The sequence below is a fragment of the Streptomyces sp. NPDC013317 genome, assembly GCF_055563155.1.
In genome coordinates this window covers 647482-660660 of record NZ_JBVHDX010000001.1, presented here as the reverse complement: position 1 = coordinate 660660, position 13179 = coordinate 647482, and the positions used below count along the sequence as shown (strand labels likewise).

The 13179-nt window shown below is 71.6% G+C and carries 10 protein-coding genes; 5 read left to right on the top strand and 5 right to left on the bottom strand.

What is annotated here, in order from left to right; all coding sequences use genetic code 11:
• The first annotated feature begins 71 nt into the window (after positions 1-71).
• Positions 72-1325: a serine hydrolase domain-containing protein gene (locus ACZ3IJ_RS02850; RefSeq protein WP_467465865.1), complete on the top strand. Its 1254-nt coding sequence runs from the start codon at positions 72-74 to the stop codon at positions 1323-1325.
• Between the two features lie 107 nt (positions 1326-1432).
• Positions 1433-2215, top strand: a complete 783-nt coding sequence (locus ACZ3IJ_RS02845; RefSeq protein ID WP_467465864.1) for a hypothetical protein — start codon at positions 1433-1435, stop codon at positions 2213-2215.
• A gap of 43 nt (positions 2216-2258) precedes the next feature.
• On the opposite strand, the gene ACZ3IJ_RS02840 is transcribed toward ACZ3IJ_RS02845, so the two are convergent.
• The 5 genes from ACZ3IJ_RS02840 to ACZ3IJ_RS02820 form a co-directional block, all read right to left on the bottom strand.
• Positions 2259-3830: a pectate lyase family protein gene (locus ACZ3IJ_RS02840; RefSeq protein WP_467465862.1), complete on the bottom strand. Its 1572-nt coding sequence runs from the start codon at positions 3828-3830 to the stop codon at positions 2259-2261.
• 223 nt (positions 3831-4053) lie between these two features.
• A complete protein-coding gene (locus ACZ3IJ_RS02835; protein WP_467465861.1) occupies positions 4054-4695 on the bottom strand; it encodes a DUF998 domain-containing protein in 642 nt (213 codons plus the stop codon).
• 101 nt (positions 4696-4796) lie between these two features.
• Positions 4797-5597, bottom strand: coding sequence for a pyridoxamine 5'-phosphate oxidase family protein (locus ACZ3IJ_RS02830; protein ID WP_467465860.1), 801 nt, complete (start codon positions 5595-5597; stop codon positions 4797-4799).
• Positions 5594-7048 carry a globin domain-containing protein gene (locus ACZ3IJ_RS02825; RefSeq protein WP_467465859.1) on the bottom strand — a complete coding sequence of 485 codons (1455 nt, stop codon included), beginning with the start codon at positions 7046-7048 and terminating at the stop codon, positions 5594-5596. Before ACZ3IJ_RS02825 ends, ACZ3IJ_RS02830 begins: the two co-directional genes overlap by 4 nt.
• Positions 7049-7364: 316 nt before the next feature.
• Positions 7365-9413 carry a prolyl oligopeptidase family serine peptidase gene (locus ACZ3IJ_RS02820; RefSeq protein ID WP_467465858.1) on the bottom strand — a complete coding sequence of 683 codons (2049 nt, stop codon included), beginning with the start codon at positions 9411-9413 and terminating at the stop codon, positions 7365-7367.
• Positions 9414-9762: 349 nt separating this feature from the next.
• Between ACZ3IJ_RS02820 and ACZ3IJ_RS02815 the strand changes: the two genes are divergently transcribed.
• The 3 genes from ACZ3IJ_RS02815 (at position 9763) to ACZ3IJ_RS02805 (ending at position 13179) form a co-directional block, all read left to right on the top strand.
• Positions 9763-10014, top strand: coding sequence for a hypothetical protein (locus tag ACZ3IJ_RS02815; protein WP_391796311.1), 252 nt, complete (start codon positions 9763-9765; stop codon positions 10012-10014).
• 97 nt (positions 10015-10111) lie between these two features.
• Entirely contained in the window at positions 10112-10918 is an 807-nt protein-coding gene (locus tag ACZ3IJ_RS02810; RefSeq protein WP_467465856.1) for a biotin/lipoyl-containing protein, read from the top strand.
• Positions 10915-13179 carry an NHLP family bacteriocin export ABC transporter peptidase/permease/ATPase subunit gene (locus ACZ3IJ_RS02805; RefSeq protein ID WP_467465855.1) on the top strand — a complete coding sequence of 755 codons (2265 nt, stop codon included), beginning with the start codon at positions 10915-10917 and terminating at the stop codon, positions 13177-13179. The genes ACZ3IJ_RS02810 and ACZ3IJ_RS02805 overlap by 4 nt, the downstream gene beginning before the upstream one ends.

Sequence of the window (13179 nt, the reverse complement as noted above, 5' to 3'; positions counted from 1 at the left end):
ATGGGCGGGTCTCGGACCGTCCCCGGAGTGTTCGGCCGCCTTCCCGCCGGGCTCCCTCCATAGTGCGGTTCATGACACGCACCCCCTCCCCCACACGCGCGCCCGTCCGGGCGCGTGCCCGCCGGGCGGCCCTGCTCTGCGCGGCTCTCCTCGCCGTCACGGTCCAGACCACCGCTGTCGCACCTGCGCTCGCCGAAGGGCCCGGCGGCCCCGGCGGGCGGGACTGCGCGAGGACCGCACGCCCCCTCGACGGGCCGGGGCGTGAGGTCCTGGACATCGCCCGCAGGGCCAAGGACGACCTCAAGCTGAACTCCGTGGAGCTGCGGGTCACCGTCGGCGGACGCGAGGTCGTCACCGACGCGCTCGGCGAGTCCATGACCGGCGTCCCGGCCCGGCCGGACATGCACTTCCGCGCCGGCTCCGTGGCCTTCGCCCACATCGGCACCGCCCTCCTCCAGTTGGTGGAGGAGCGGAGGGTCCGTCTGGACGACACCGTGGAGCGCTGGCTGCCCTTCGTACCGAAGGCGGACCGGATCACCCTGCGGATGCTGGCCACCAACACCAGCGGCCTCCACGACTACGTCACCGACCCGGCGTTCGGCGCCGAGCTGGGGTCGCATCCGTTCCGCCAGTGGACCCCGCAGGAGCTCCTCGCGTACCCCTTCAGCCACTCGTTCTGGTACGAGCCGGGCACCAGTTGGAGCTACTCCCACGCCAACTACCTGCTCCTGAGCATCGCCCTGGAGAAGATCACCGGCACCCGGATCGACAGGCTCCTGGAGGAGCGGATCTGGCGCCCCCTCGGGCTGCGCAACACGCGGAACAACTTCACCCCGGACATCCCCGACCCCGTCCTGCACGCCTTCACCTCCGACCGCGGTCTCTACGAGGAGTCCACCTTCTGGAACCCCTCGTGGACGACGGCGCCCGGGGCGGTCATCACCACCGACATCTGCGATCTGGCCCGTTCCGCGCGCGCCATCGGCGCCGGTGAGCTGCTCTCGCCCCGCTCGTACCGCACCTTCGTCAATCCGGGCACGGTCGGCCTGGGCGGCGGGACCGCCACCTGCCCCGCGACGATCTGTCTGCCGCAGACCGAGGGCTGGCACTTCGGGCTCGGCGTCATCGTGGCCAACACCTGGCTGGTCCAGAACCCGTCGTTCTCCGGCTACGCCGCGATCCAGGCGTACCTGCCCTCGGAGCGTCTCGCCATCGCCGTCTCCACGACCAAGACCGCGGACACGCCCGCCGGCAACACGGCCGAGGTCGTCGCCGAGCGCATCGCGGCCGAACTCGCGCCGGGTACGCCGCTGACGCTCAGCTGAGACCGTGGCCCGGCCGGGACCGCGATCCGCCGGGACACCACACCTTCACGCGCCGACTCCAGCGATCAGGAGTCGGCGCGTGACGGCCGTCAGGCAGCATGGTGACCATGAACTCGGAACAGCCGCCGTCGCACGGAGCGACAGACGTCCCCACGGCCACCCTTCCGAACGAGGCCGATGTCAGGAACGCGAGGACGACCCTCCTCGGGCTCCTCGCCCGCACGGGCGTGCCCGAGGACGAGACGGGGCGGCTGATCGCCCTCGTGGAGGCCGGTGCCCTCGCGGAGACCCACGGTGAGGTCACCCGGGTCGTGTCGAGCCCTCCCGAGGACCGGGGAGAGCGGTTCCGCCTCGGCTGGCTCGACGGCGCCCGGGCCGTCGACGAGGCGCTCCTGCGCGCCACCGAGCGCGCGCTGCGGCGGGCGCTCGGCTCCGACGAGCCGGGCGGCGCCGAGGGACCGGAGGAGACGGCACACGTCCACCCCCCGGTCGCGGGGGTGGACGTGGAGCGGGCGAAGGTGGCCGTGACCCCGCTCTACCTCGCGTTCACGCATGTCTCCGACCTCGACCCGGAGGTGTCGGAGGACGTCCTCGTCGCCGTCCTCGGCACGATGAGCACCGCGGACCGGGCGGGGTACGCCGGGCATCTGGACGCGTTCGCCGATTCCTGGAGCGAGCGGCTGAGCCGGCTCTACGCGGAGTACGGCCCCGGCAGCGACGTCTCGATCCACGGCCGCTACTCCCTCCTCCACTCCCCCAGCAGCGTCGCCGTACTGGAGCGCCTCGTCTCGGCGCCCGAGGCGCTGCGGGAGGAGTGGGACCGGGTGGAGCTCCCTCCCGTCTGGTTGGAGGGGCTGGCGAAGGCCTGGGACGCCCCGCCGGGCGGGTGAGCCTCGGCGGGACGGCGGCTGGGCCTCGCCGCGTGCGTACCGACTACGACGCGTAGGTCTCGAACTCGGCGACTCTCGGGGTGGCGGTGGAGCCGGTGATCTCGAAGGTGACCTTCTTCAGCGAGGTCGCGGGGAAGGTGATGACGCCCGCCCCGCTGCCGGACGTCAGGACCGCTCCGGTGTCGCCGTCGAGGACCCGCCAGGAGCCGATGGCGCCGGCCGAGCCGGTCGCCTCCCGTACGACGATCCGGGACACGGTGGTCGCCGAGCCCCACTTGATCGAGACGGCGCCGGTCGGGCCGGCCGGTGACCAGTACGTGCTCAGGTCGCCGTCCCGCACGTTCCCGTAGCTCGTGCCGTCCGCCTTGCCGGATCCGTCGGAGCCCGCCCCGAGAGAGAGGTTGGTCCCGGCGGGCGCGGTCGGGGTCGGGGCGGGGGTCGTGGGAGCCGGGGTGGTCGGCTGCGGGGTGGTCGGGTTCGGCTGCGGGGTGGTCGGCGCCGGTGTCTGCGGGGAGCAGCTGCCGTCGGAGACCCGCAGGCCGTTGTTCGCGCCGGCCGTCCGGCTCACGACGTCCGGTACGCAGCTCGCGTCGTCGAGGCTGTACGCGTAGGGGATCGCGACCGTCGTGTTGGACTGCGGGTTGGGGCCGGCGGGGTTGTTGTCGGTGCCGGGACTCGACCAGGTCACGTTGTCGAAGACGTTCCCGCCGACCTGCCAGTAGCCGGCCGCATCCGTGTAGAAGGTGCCGAGGACGTCCTTGGAGTCCTCGAAGTAGTTGTTGTCCACCTTGGCGCGTGCCCCGGCCCGGGAGTTGATGCCGGACTCGTTGAGGCTCACGTAGTGGTTGTTGTAGATGTGCGCCGTCCCGCCGCGCAGCAGGGGTGCGCGGGAGTCGATGTTCTCGTACAGGTTGTGGTGGTACGTGATGAAGCCGTTCGACAGATCGCTCTCGCTGGAGCCCACGAGGCCGCCGCGGCCGGAGTTGCGCAGGGTGCTGTAGGAGAGGGTCACGTACTGGGTGCCGTCCTTCATGTCGAAGAGGCCGTCGAACCCCTCCGACTCCCCGCCGGACGCCTCCAGGCTGACGTGGTCGACCCACACGTTGCGGACGTCGCTCTCCATGCCGATGGCGTCGCCGCCGTTGGAGACGGGCGAGCCCGACTTCTTGACGTTCCGTACGGTCACGTTCTGGATGATGATGTTGCTGGATTCACGTATGTGGATGCCGAGTTGATCGAAGACCGCACCGGCTCCGACGCCGACGATCGTGACGTTGCTGATCTGCTTGAGCTCGATCACCCCGTCCGCGGTGTTGCAGCCGGCGCCCGACACCTTGGCGGTGTTGCCGTGGTCGATCGTTCCCTCGACCTCGATGACCAGGGGGGTGCTCGTGGCGGGGCGGGCGCAGAGCGCCGCGTGGATCGCGGTCCCCGTGGTGGCGCGTACGGTCTGCCCGCCCGCACCTCCGGTGGTCCCGCCGTTCTGGGTCGCATAGCCGGTGGCGCCGCCGGCGGCCGCCGATGCCTCCGGCGCCGACAGCGCCGTGGCACCCGCCGCCACCATCGCCGCTGCGGCCAGCGCCGCGCCGAGTCGTGGTGCGACTGCTCGTCCCATTCTCGTCTCCCATTCGTCTTCGGCACGCGTCGTCGCATGCCGGATCGGAGGCGACTCGTCGGTCACCTCCGCCGGGTGTCCCGTGCGAGAGAAAGCGCTTTCTGCCGTGCGACGATAGGGCGCCGTCCGTTCGGCTGACAAGGTTCGAGCCGTCGCGAAATTCAGTGATGTGAACACCGACCGCTCTACGGACCGCTGTAACTTCCCTTTCGGGGCGTGTGGTTCAGTCGGGCAAGGAGTGGTCCTCGTCGCTCCGCGCGTCCACTGTCGTCCGTGCGCCGCTCAGGTCCCGGAAGGCGACACAGGAGGCGACGACGACGAAAGGCCACACCGACTGCATGCAGGTCACCAGCCGTTCGGCGACACCCGGAGCCCCCTGACGCTCCGTCTCGATCAGGTACCAGGCAGCGGCGACGCCCATCAGGACGGTCGCCGCGATCGAGGGTGCGAGCCGCAGCCCCCAGGGCGCGGCCGGGGTCCGGACGGCGGCCAGGACCGGCCACACCGCCAGCAGGACGAAGCCGACGACGGCGACCGAACCGTGCTCCAGGGACCCGCCGCTGCTGGGCGCCGGGAGCATCGTCACGACGAAGGCCGCCACACCGCCGGCCGCCAGCGCCACCCGACCGGCGAGCGCGGCGGGGCGGAGCCCCCAGGCGGTGAACAGGTGACAGACACCCAGCGCGAGGAGCGCTCCGGTCATCACCCAGAAGCCCTTGGACCCGTAAGCCCCGAGCACGCTGATGTTCTGGGTGACGGGATCGTAGGCGGGCCCCTCCAGATGGGCCGCGAGCATCCAGCCGCTGACCAGCACGACAGGGGCACACCCCGACGACACCAGAGCCCATCGAGGAACAGGTCGCATCGGCCCACCGTAAGCCGCTCGGCGGCCTCCGCCGCGTGTACACGGGCGGGTGGAGTCCGAATGGGGGTACGGAGCGCGGCGCGCCGTCGGGGACGGGACGGTCAGACGGTCACCTTCCTGTCGAACCAGCCCGTGAACACGTCCGCCTCGTCGGCCGTCCGGCGCTGCTCAGCCTCCAGCAGGACCCTCTCCGCCTCCGCCCGCCAGGTCGCGGCGTCCGCGCGCGGCGGGGGCAGGAACGGACCGCGCGCCGGCGCTTCTGCCGCGGCGCCGAAGAAGTCCCCGCCCTTGCGCTTCACGTCGTCCGTCCCCCAGGCGCGTCCGTTCCCGTCCCGGGGCACCTTCTGCAGATGGGGGATGTGCTTGGCGCAGTGGATGTACGCCTCCTCCACGGCGACCTCGACCCAGACCTGGGCGCGGCGGCCCGGGACGGAGTCGTACGGGAGAGCCTCGTGGGCGCGGCGCATGACCTCGTCCGGCACGACCCGGGCCCGGCCGTTGACGTGGAGCCCGATGCGGTCCCGGACGAAGTCCATCATGAGGATGCCGACATGGGGGTTCTCCTCGATGTTGCCGAGGCTGGCCTGCACTCCGTTGCCCCGGTACTCCGGGTACGCGAGGGTCCGGTCGTCCACGACGTGGAGGAAGCCGGGCGGGCCGGCCCGGAAGGTGTTGTCGCACTCGCCGTGCCGGTCGGCGGTGGCCAGGAAGAACATCTCCTGGCGCGCCACGAACTCCCGCATGCGGGTGTTGAGCCGCTCGAGGACCTGGTCGGCGTAGAACCTGTCGGCCCGCTCGGTGGTGCCCATGCGCTGCTGGACGAGATGCTCGCCGTCGCTCCCCGGGCGGACGGAGCGCACCGGTGTCGGCTGCCGGTAGCCGGTGTGTTCGAAAGTGCTCAATTCCTTGCCCCGACCAGTTCCTCGATGGAGTCGTGCCGTATGCGGTGGGTCGGGATGCCGATGCCGACCAGGGTGTCGACGCCGAGCCGGATCATGCCAGGCGGGCCGGAGAGATAGGCGTCGTAGGTGTGCCACGGCCCGTACTGACAGACGGCGTCGGGCAGTTGGCCGCACAGCTCGCCGCCTGCCGCGTCGTCGACGACGGGACGGACGGAGAGCCAGGGGTGCGACTGCTGCATCCGGAGCATGGTGTCGATGTCGTACAGGTCGTGGTCGCGGCGGGCGCCGTAGAAGACCTGCACGGAACGGCGTCTGCCGTGCTGGGCGACGTCCTCGACCAGTGCCTTGATGGGGGCGATCCCGGTGCCGCCGCCGAGGCAGAGCAGACCGTTGTCCGTGGTGTGGTCGACGGTCATGGATCCCGCGGGCGCGCCGAGCCGGATCACGTGCCCCGGACGGGCCCGGTGCACGAGGGCGTTGGAGACCCATCCCGCCGGCACGGCCTTGACGTGGAAGGAGAGCAGTCCGTCGGAGCGAGGCGCGGAGGCGAAGGAGTAGTGCCGCCAGACGCGCGGCCACCACGGCGTCTCCACCGAGGTGTACTGGCCGGCGAGGAAGGGGTACGGCTGGTCGGGCCGGACCGTCACCACGGCGATGTCGCGGGTGCGCATCTCATGGGCGACCACCTCCGCCTGCCACCAGGCGGGGGCGCGAAGTTCGTCCTCGGCCGCCGCGTCGATCATGATCTGGGATATCGCGGTGTAGGCGCCCACCCAGGCCGCTTCGGTCTTCGGCCCCCAGGTCTCGGTGGCGTACTGGGAGAGGGCGCCGAGCAGGGCCTCGCCGACGGCCGGGTAGTGCTCCGGGAGCGTGCCGTACTTCCGGTGGCCGCGACCGAGCCCGGAGAGGTACGCGGTGAGGGTGGCGGCGTCGTCCACGTGCGTCGCGGCGGTGAGCAGCGCCGTGAAGAGCCGGTCCCGCTGGGTGTCCATCGCGGCGGGGAACAGGGCGCGCAGGTCGGGGTGCTTGAGGAAGAGCAGGGCGTAGAAGTGCGAGGTGACCTTGTCGGCGATCGGCTCGATCTCGGCGAGGGTACGGCGCAGCAGCGCGGCGTCGGACGTGTCCTCGGGGGCCGCGGCGGGGGAGGATCCGAACGCCCGGAACGGCGCGGAGGGTGCGGTCCGCTGCCCGGGCACGGACGGTGCGCTCGGCGTACTCGGTGCGCTCTGCGTCTGCGGTGCGACGGGTGCGCTCGGCATCGGCGGCGCGGGGTCTACGGGCGCCGAGGGCGCGGAGGGCCCGGTGGCCTTCGCGGGCCTGGTGGGCGGTGCCTGGGGGGTGGGTGCCGGACCGCCCGGGGTGTCTCCCGGGCTGCGACCGAACCAGCCCCCCTCCCGGCCGTTCCCGCCGGAGTTCGCGCCGTCGGCCGACATGGTGGTCGGACCATCCATCGGTTTGCCTCGCCTCGAACGTCTTTCGGTCGGTCTTCGCACATGGGGTCCGAGTGTGCCCCGATTTCCCTCTCCGTATCGGAATTCGACGTAAGCGCACCCGTCACTGCGAAATGGTGGTATATCCCGCCCTCGACATGGGGCACGGATGTGCGAACGGGCATGACCCTACCCCGCACCCGGGATTCCATGAAGGCTCGATTCAGCCCCCACCGCCCGACCGGGGTCACCCCTGGTCAGAGCGGTTTTTTGGACGATGGACCGAGAGATTCATGGCGAGTTGGCGACGAATCGCGACCCTTTTGGCGCGAATGCGTCACACAATGTGCGCGGGTTCTTCACGTCGTGAGAGGTGCTGCCAGAGGAAGGCGTACATCAGGGCGTCCTTGCGGGCGGACTGTTCATTGTCACTGGCGCCCGCGTGACCCCCGCCGGTGTTCTCGTGGAGCAGCACCCGGTGCCCGAGTTCCCGCAGCCGGGCGGCGGTCTTCCGGGCATGCCCGGGATGGACGCGGTCGTCCCGGGTGGAGGTCATCAGCAGGACCGGCGGATAGACGCGGTCGGCGGCGAGCCGGTGGTACGGGGAGAGCTCGCGCAGATGCGGGCGGTCCGCCTCGTCGTCCGGGTCGCCGTACTCGGCGATCCAGGACGCGCCGGCGAGCAGCCGGTGGAAACGGATCATGTCGAGCAGCGGCACCTGGGCGACGATCGCACCGAAGAGTTCCGGGTACCGGGTGAGCATCGCGCCCATGAGCAGGCCGCCGTTGCTGCCGCCGGCGGCGCCGAGCATGGCCGGGGTGGTGATGCCCCGCCCGACGAGTTCCCCTGCGACGGCCGCGAAGTCCTCGAAGGCCCGCGGCCGGTCGGCCCCGAGAGCGGCGCGGTGCCAGTCGGGTCCGTACTCACCGCCGCCCCGGATGTTCGCGATCACGTAGGTGCCGCCGCGCTCCAGCCAGGCCCGGCCCCGCACCGCGCCGTAGGAGGGGGTGAGGGAGACCTCGAACCCGCCGTAGCCGTAGAGCAGCGTGGGACCCGGGCCGGTGAGGGCGCGGTCGGGGCCGATCACGAAGTACGGCACGCGCGTGCCGTCGGCGGAGGTCGCGAAGAACTGCTCCACCGCCAGGCCGGCCGTGTCGAAGCGCTCCGGGGCCCGCTTGAGGATCTCGGTCCCGGAGCCGATCCGGCCCCGGTAGAGGGTGGAGGGCTGCAGGAAGCCCGACACGTCGAGGAAGTACTCGTCGGAGACGTCCGGGTCGGTGTCCACCACGGTGACCGCGGAGAGCGGCGGCACATCGGTGAGCGGTTCGCGCGCCCAGCCGCCACCTCCCGCGGCCGGGGTGAGGACCTCGATGCGGGTGCTGACGTCGCGCATCGTCTCCAGGAGCAGATGGTGCCGGGTCCAGCAGTGTCCGGCCAGCGCGGTCCGCTCGTCGGGGGTGAAGAGCACCTCCGCCGTACGGTCGCCGGCCAGGAAGGCGTCGAAGTCGAAGGCCAGCAGCGAGCCGGCCGGCCGGCCCAGCCACGCGGACCTCAGGGTGACGATCAGGTACCGGCGGTGCGCGTAGGCCTCGGCGTCCTCGGGAACGTCGATCTTCACGAGGTCCCCGCCGGAGGTCAGCAGGAAGGTCTCGCCGCGGTAGAAGTCCCTTGCTCGGCCGACGAAGTCGCGCTCGAAACCCGGTGTCGTGTCGCGCATCCCCCAGGCCGACACGTCCGAGGACTCGGCCTCGAAGACCACCGCCGCCTCCTCCAGCGGCGTGCCCCGGCGCCACCGGCGCACCGTGCGCGGATAGCCGGCGTCGGTCAGCGAGCCGGGGCCGAGGTCGGTGCCGACGAAGACGGTGCCGGCGTCGATCCACCCGATCCGCGTCTTCGCCTCCGGCACCACGAACCCCCCGGCGACGAAGGACCGGGTGGCGAGGTCGAACTCGCGGACCTCCACGGCGTCGCCGCCGTCGCGCGAGAGACACACCAGCGCCAGGTCGTCCTCGGGCCGCCGCACCCGCGCGCCCGCCCACACCCAGGCGACGCCCTCCGCCTCGGCGAGCGCGTCCAGGTCGAGGAGGACCTCCCACTCGGGCTCGTCCTTGCGGTACCGCTCCAGCGACGTGCGCCGCCACACGCCCCGTACCCGCTCGGCGTCCCGCCAGTAGTTGTAGAGGAACGCGCCGCGCCGGGTGGTGTACGGAATGCGGTCCGAGGCGTCCAGGGCGTCCCGCAGGCGCTGTTCGAGGGAGGCGAAGCCGTCGTCGGCGGCCAGTTCGGCCGCCGTCTCGGCGTTCCGCTCGGCCACCCACGCCAGCGCGGCCTCACCCGCGACGTCTTCCAGCCACAGATACGGATCGTCATCGTTCACACACCGCATTGTGCCGCCGGTCCCCGCCCGCGCGCCTGCCGAAAACCTGCACATCGCGAGCGTGTTGGGAGCGGCCCCCTTCACGATTCCTCGACCGGGAGGTGACGGAAGCCGTCCGGGTGGCCCGGTTATGTCCGTTACATTCCACCCGCGTTCAGTGGCTCCGGAATCTGTTACTCGTTCCTGCGAAGAAGGTGTCGGCATTCCGTGAATATGGGGTCACGGACGTCGCCTCAGGTACACAAACGTCCGCGACGAAGCGTCAACTGAATTGGTCCGGTAACCCGTTCGCATGCTTTGATCGGCCACCTGCGGCCGCAGAAACGGATTCCCCCCCAACGAATGAAGGGTGCGCATCATGCGTCACGACCTTGAGACGGTAGAGATCTCCGACGCCGACCTGGACGCCGTGTCCGGCGGTCTCGTCTCCGTCTCCGGTGGCCTCGCCGGCGCCGTGACCGGCGACGTCACGGGCCTGCTCGGCACCGTCGGTTCCCTCAACACGGTCCAGGGTGTCGAGAGCCTGGCCACCGGCGTCCCCGGCCTGGCCCAGGGCATCACCGGCGTCTCGGTGAACACCGCCGGCATCACCGGTCTCGCCGGTCTCTGAGCCGAATATCGCCCGTGAACCCCGGAACCCTCAACGGTTCCGGGGTTCACGGGCTCCCCGTATCCGAACGATTCGAATGCAGTCGAGGGAATAGTCCGTGCAGTTCCGCCAGAAGGCGCTTTCCAAGCTGCAATCACCCGAAGAACTCGATGTGCCGGTACGGTTCGCGCGCCCTCAGGGGCGCCTCGTGCTGGCCGTCACCGTCGTCGTGATCGCCGTCGCGGGCTACTGGGCCCTCACCGGCACGGTGGCGGCCAAGCTCAACGCGCCCGGTGTCCTCACCCACGGCGAGGGCAGCTATCTCCTGCAGAGCCCCGTCGCCGGGCAGGTGACCGACGTCCTCGTCGAGGAGGGCCGGTCCGTCTCCCCCGGCACACCGGTGCTGACCGTCCGTACGGACGACGGCGACCGGCCCGTGCGCGCGGTGGCGGGCGGCCGGGTGACCACCCTCTACGCCCGGATGGGCGCGGTCGTCACGACCGGCGCGGACGTGGCGACGGTGGAGCGCGTGACCGACCCCGAGGACCCGCTGGTGGCCGTGCTGTACCTCCCCGGCGAGGACGCCACGGCGATCCGGGCGGGTGCGCGGGTCGACCTCGGCGTCCAGTCCGTCCCCCGCGACCGTTACGGCCTCCTGCGCGGACGCGTCGAGGCGGTGGGTCGTACACCCCAGACACGGGACCAGATCGGCGCCTTCCTCGGCGACAGCGGGCTCGCCGCGCAGCTCTCCCGGCAGGGCAACCCGGTCGCGGTGGTCGTCCGCCTCGACCGCTCCCCCTCGACGGCCTCCGGCTACGGCTGGTCCTCCACGGACGGCCCCCCGCACCCGGTCGACTCCGGTACGCCCGTCACGGGCGCCGTCCACCTCTCCGCGCAGCGCCCCGTCGACTGGCTGCTGCCGTGACCGCCCCGCCGGAGTCCGCCCGCGACCGGAGCCGCTCCCGTTCCCGGGCATCGGCGCGCCGGCTGCCGCCCGCCCGACGCCGTCGCGGGCCCACGCCCAAGGGCCGTCGGCCGCGTACCGTGCGCACCCCCACGGTGCTCCAGATGGAGGCCGTCGAGTGCGGCGCCGCCGCCCTGGCGATGGTGCTCGGCCACTACGGCCGGCACGTGGCGCTCGAAGAGCTGCGCATCGCCTGCGGCGTCTCCCGCGACGGCTCGCGCGCGAGCAACCTCCTGAAGGCGGCACGCGGTTACGGACTCCAGGCCAAGGGCATGCAGATGGACCTGGCCGCCCTCGCCGACGTGGCGGCCCCGGCCGTCCTGTTCTGGGAGTTCAACCACTACGTCGTCTACGACGGCATGGGGCGCCGCTTCGGCCGCAGGGGCGTGTACATCAACGACCCGGGCAAGGGACGCCGGTTCGTGCCCATGGACGAGTTCGACACGAGCTTCACCGGGATCGTGCTCACCTTCGAGCCCGGGCCCGGCTTCCGGCGCGGCGGCCGCAAGCCGGGCGTCATGGGCGCCCTGCCCGCCCGGCTGCGCGGCACCTCCGGCACGATGGCCGCCGCGGTGATCTCCAGCCTGCTGCTCGTCGTCGTCGGCGCCTGGGTGCCCGCGCTGAGCCGCACGTACATCGACATGTTCCTGATCGGGAACCAGACGTCGCTGCTGGGCGTGCTCTTCGCGGCGATGGCGACCGCCCTCGTCCTCACCGCGACCCTCACCGCGCTCCAGCAGGCCAACCTGCTGCGCGGGCGCATCATCGCCTCCACACTGGGCAGCGCCCGCTTCCTGAGGCATCTGCTGAGACTTCCCCTCACCTTCTACACCCAGCGCAACCCGGCCGACCTGGTCCAGCGCCTGCAGTCCAACGACGCGGTCGCCGAGACCCTCGCCCGCGACCTGGCCGCCGCCGGCGTGGACGCCGTCGTGGTGCTCCTCTACGCGGTGCTCCTCTGGACGTACGACCCGCAGCTCACCGTCGTCGGCGTGCTGATCGCGCTGCTGAACGTGCTGGCCATGCGGATCGTGATCCGGCTGCGGGCCACCGACACCCAGAAGCTGCGCGCCGAGAGCGCCCGGCTGACCAACACCTCGTACAGCGGTCTTCAGCTCATCGAGACGATGAAGGCGACCGGTGGCGAGAACGGCTTCTTCCGGCGCTGGGCCGGGCAGCACGCCACCACGCTCGACATCCAGCAGAGGCTGGGCGTGCCCAGCGCCTGGCTGGCGGTCGTCGCGCCCACCCTGGCCGCCCTCAACAGCGCGCTGATCCTGATGATCGGCGGTCTGAGGGCGGTGGAGGGCCATCTCTCGGTCGGACTGCTCGTGGCCTTCCAGGCCCTGGTGACGAGCTTCACCGCGCCGATCACCCGGCTCAACGGCGTGGCGGGAAGGATCCAGGACTTCGCCGCCGACGTCGCCCGCCTCAAGGACGTCGAGAACTTCCCCGTCGACCCGGTCTACACGCGGCGCGAGCCGCCGGCCCGCACACGTCGTCTCACGGGCCATGTCGAGCTGGACGCCGTCACCTTCGGCTACAGCCCGCTGGATCCCCCGCTCCTGAAGGACTTCTCGCTCACGGTGGGGCCCGGCCAGCAGGTCGCGCTGGTCGGCGGCTCGGGCAGCGGCAAGTCGACCGTCTCCCGGCTGATCTCGGGTCTCTACACCCCCTGGGAAGGCGCCATCCGGATCGACGGGATGCGTCTGGAGGACATCCCGCGCGGCGCCCTGGCCGCGTCCGTCTCCTTCGTCGACCAGGATGTCTTCCTCTTCGAGGGCACCGTCCGCGACAACATCGCCCTGTGGGACCCCTCCGTCCCCGACGAGGCCGTCGCCGCCGCCCTGGAGGACGCCGCCGTGTACGACGTGGTCGCGCGCCGTCCCGGCGGCATCCACAGCCGCGTCGAGCAGGACGGCCGCAACTTCTCCGGGGGGCAGCGCCAGCGGCTGGAGATCGCCCGGGCGCTGGTGCGCCGGCCCACCGTCATGGTCCTCGACGAGGTGACCAGTGCCCTGGACGCGGCGACCGAGCAGATCATCATCGACAACCTGCGGCGCCGCGGCTGTGCCTGCGTGGTCATCGCCCACCGGCTGAGCACGGTGCGCGACAGCGACGAGATCGTGGTCCTCGACCGGGGCACGGTCGTGGAGCGCGGCCGGCACGCGCATCTGGTCGCCTCCGGAGGCGCGTACGCCGAACTGGTCAAGGAGCACTGA

What these genes read in the sequence shown, in the direction of transcription:
- ACZ3IJ_RS02850 (WP_467465865.1), top strand. Translation starts at nt 72, where the DNA reads ATGACACGCACCCCCTCCCCCACACGCGCGCCCGTCCGGGCGCGTGCC.
- ACZ3IJ_RS02845 (WP_467465864.1), top strand. Translation starts at nt 1,433, where the DNA reads ATGAACTCGGAACAGCCGCCGTCGCACGGAGCGACAGACGTCCCCACG.
- ACZ3IJ_RS02840 (WP_467465862.1), bottom strand. Translation starts at nt 3,830, where the DNA reads ATGGGACGAGCAGTCGCACCACGACTCGGCGCGGCGCTGGCCGCAGCG.
- ACZ3IJ_RS02835 (WP_467465861.1), bottom strand. Translation starts at nt 4,695, where the DNA reads ATGCGACCTGTTCCTCGATGGGCTCTGGTGTCGTCGGGGTGTGCCCCT.
- ACZ3IJ_RS02825 (WP_467465859.1), bottom strand. Translation starts at nt 7,048, where the DNA reads ATGGATGGTCCGACCACCATGTCGGCCGACGGCGCGAACTCCGGCGGG.
- ACZ3IJ_RS02820 (WP_467465858.1), bottom strand. Translation starts at nt 9,413, where the DNA reads ATGCGGTGTGTGAACGATGACGATCCGTATCTGTGGCTGGAAGACGTC.
- ACZ3IJ_RS02815 (WP_391796311.1), top strand. Translation starts at nt 9,763, where the DNA reads ATGCGTCACGACCTTGAGACGGTAGAGATCTCCGACGCCGACCTGGAC.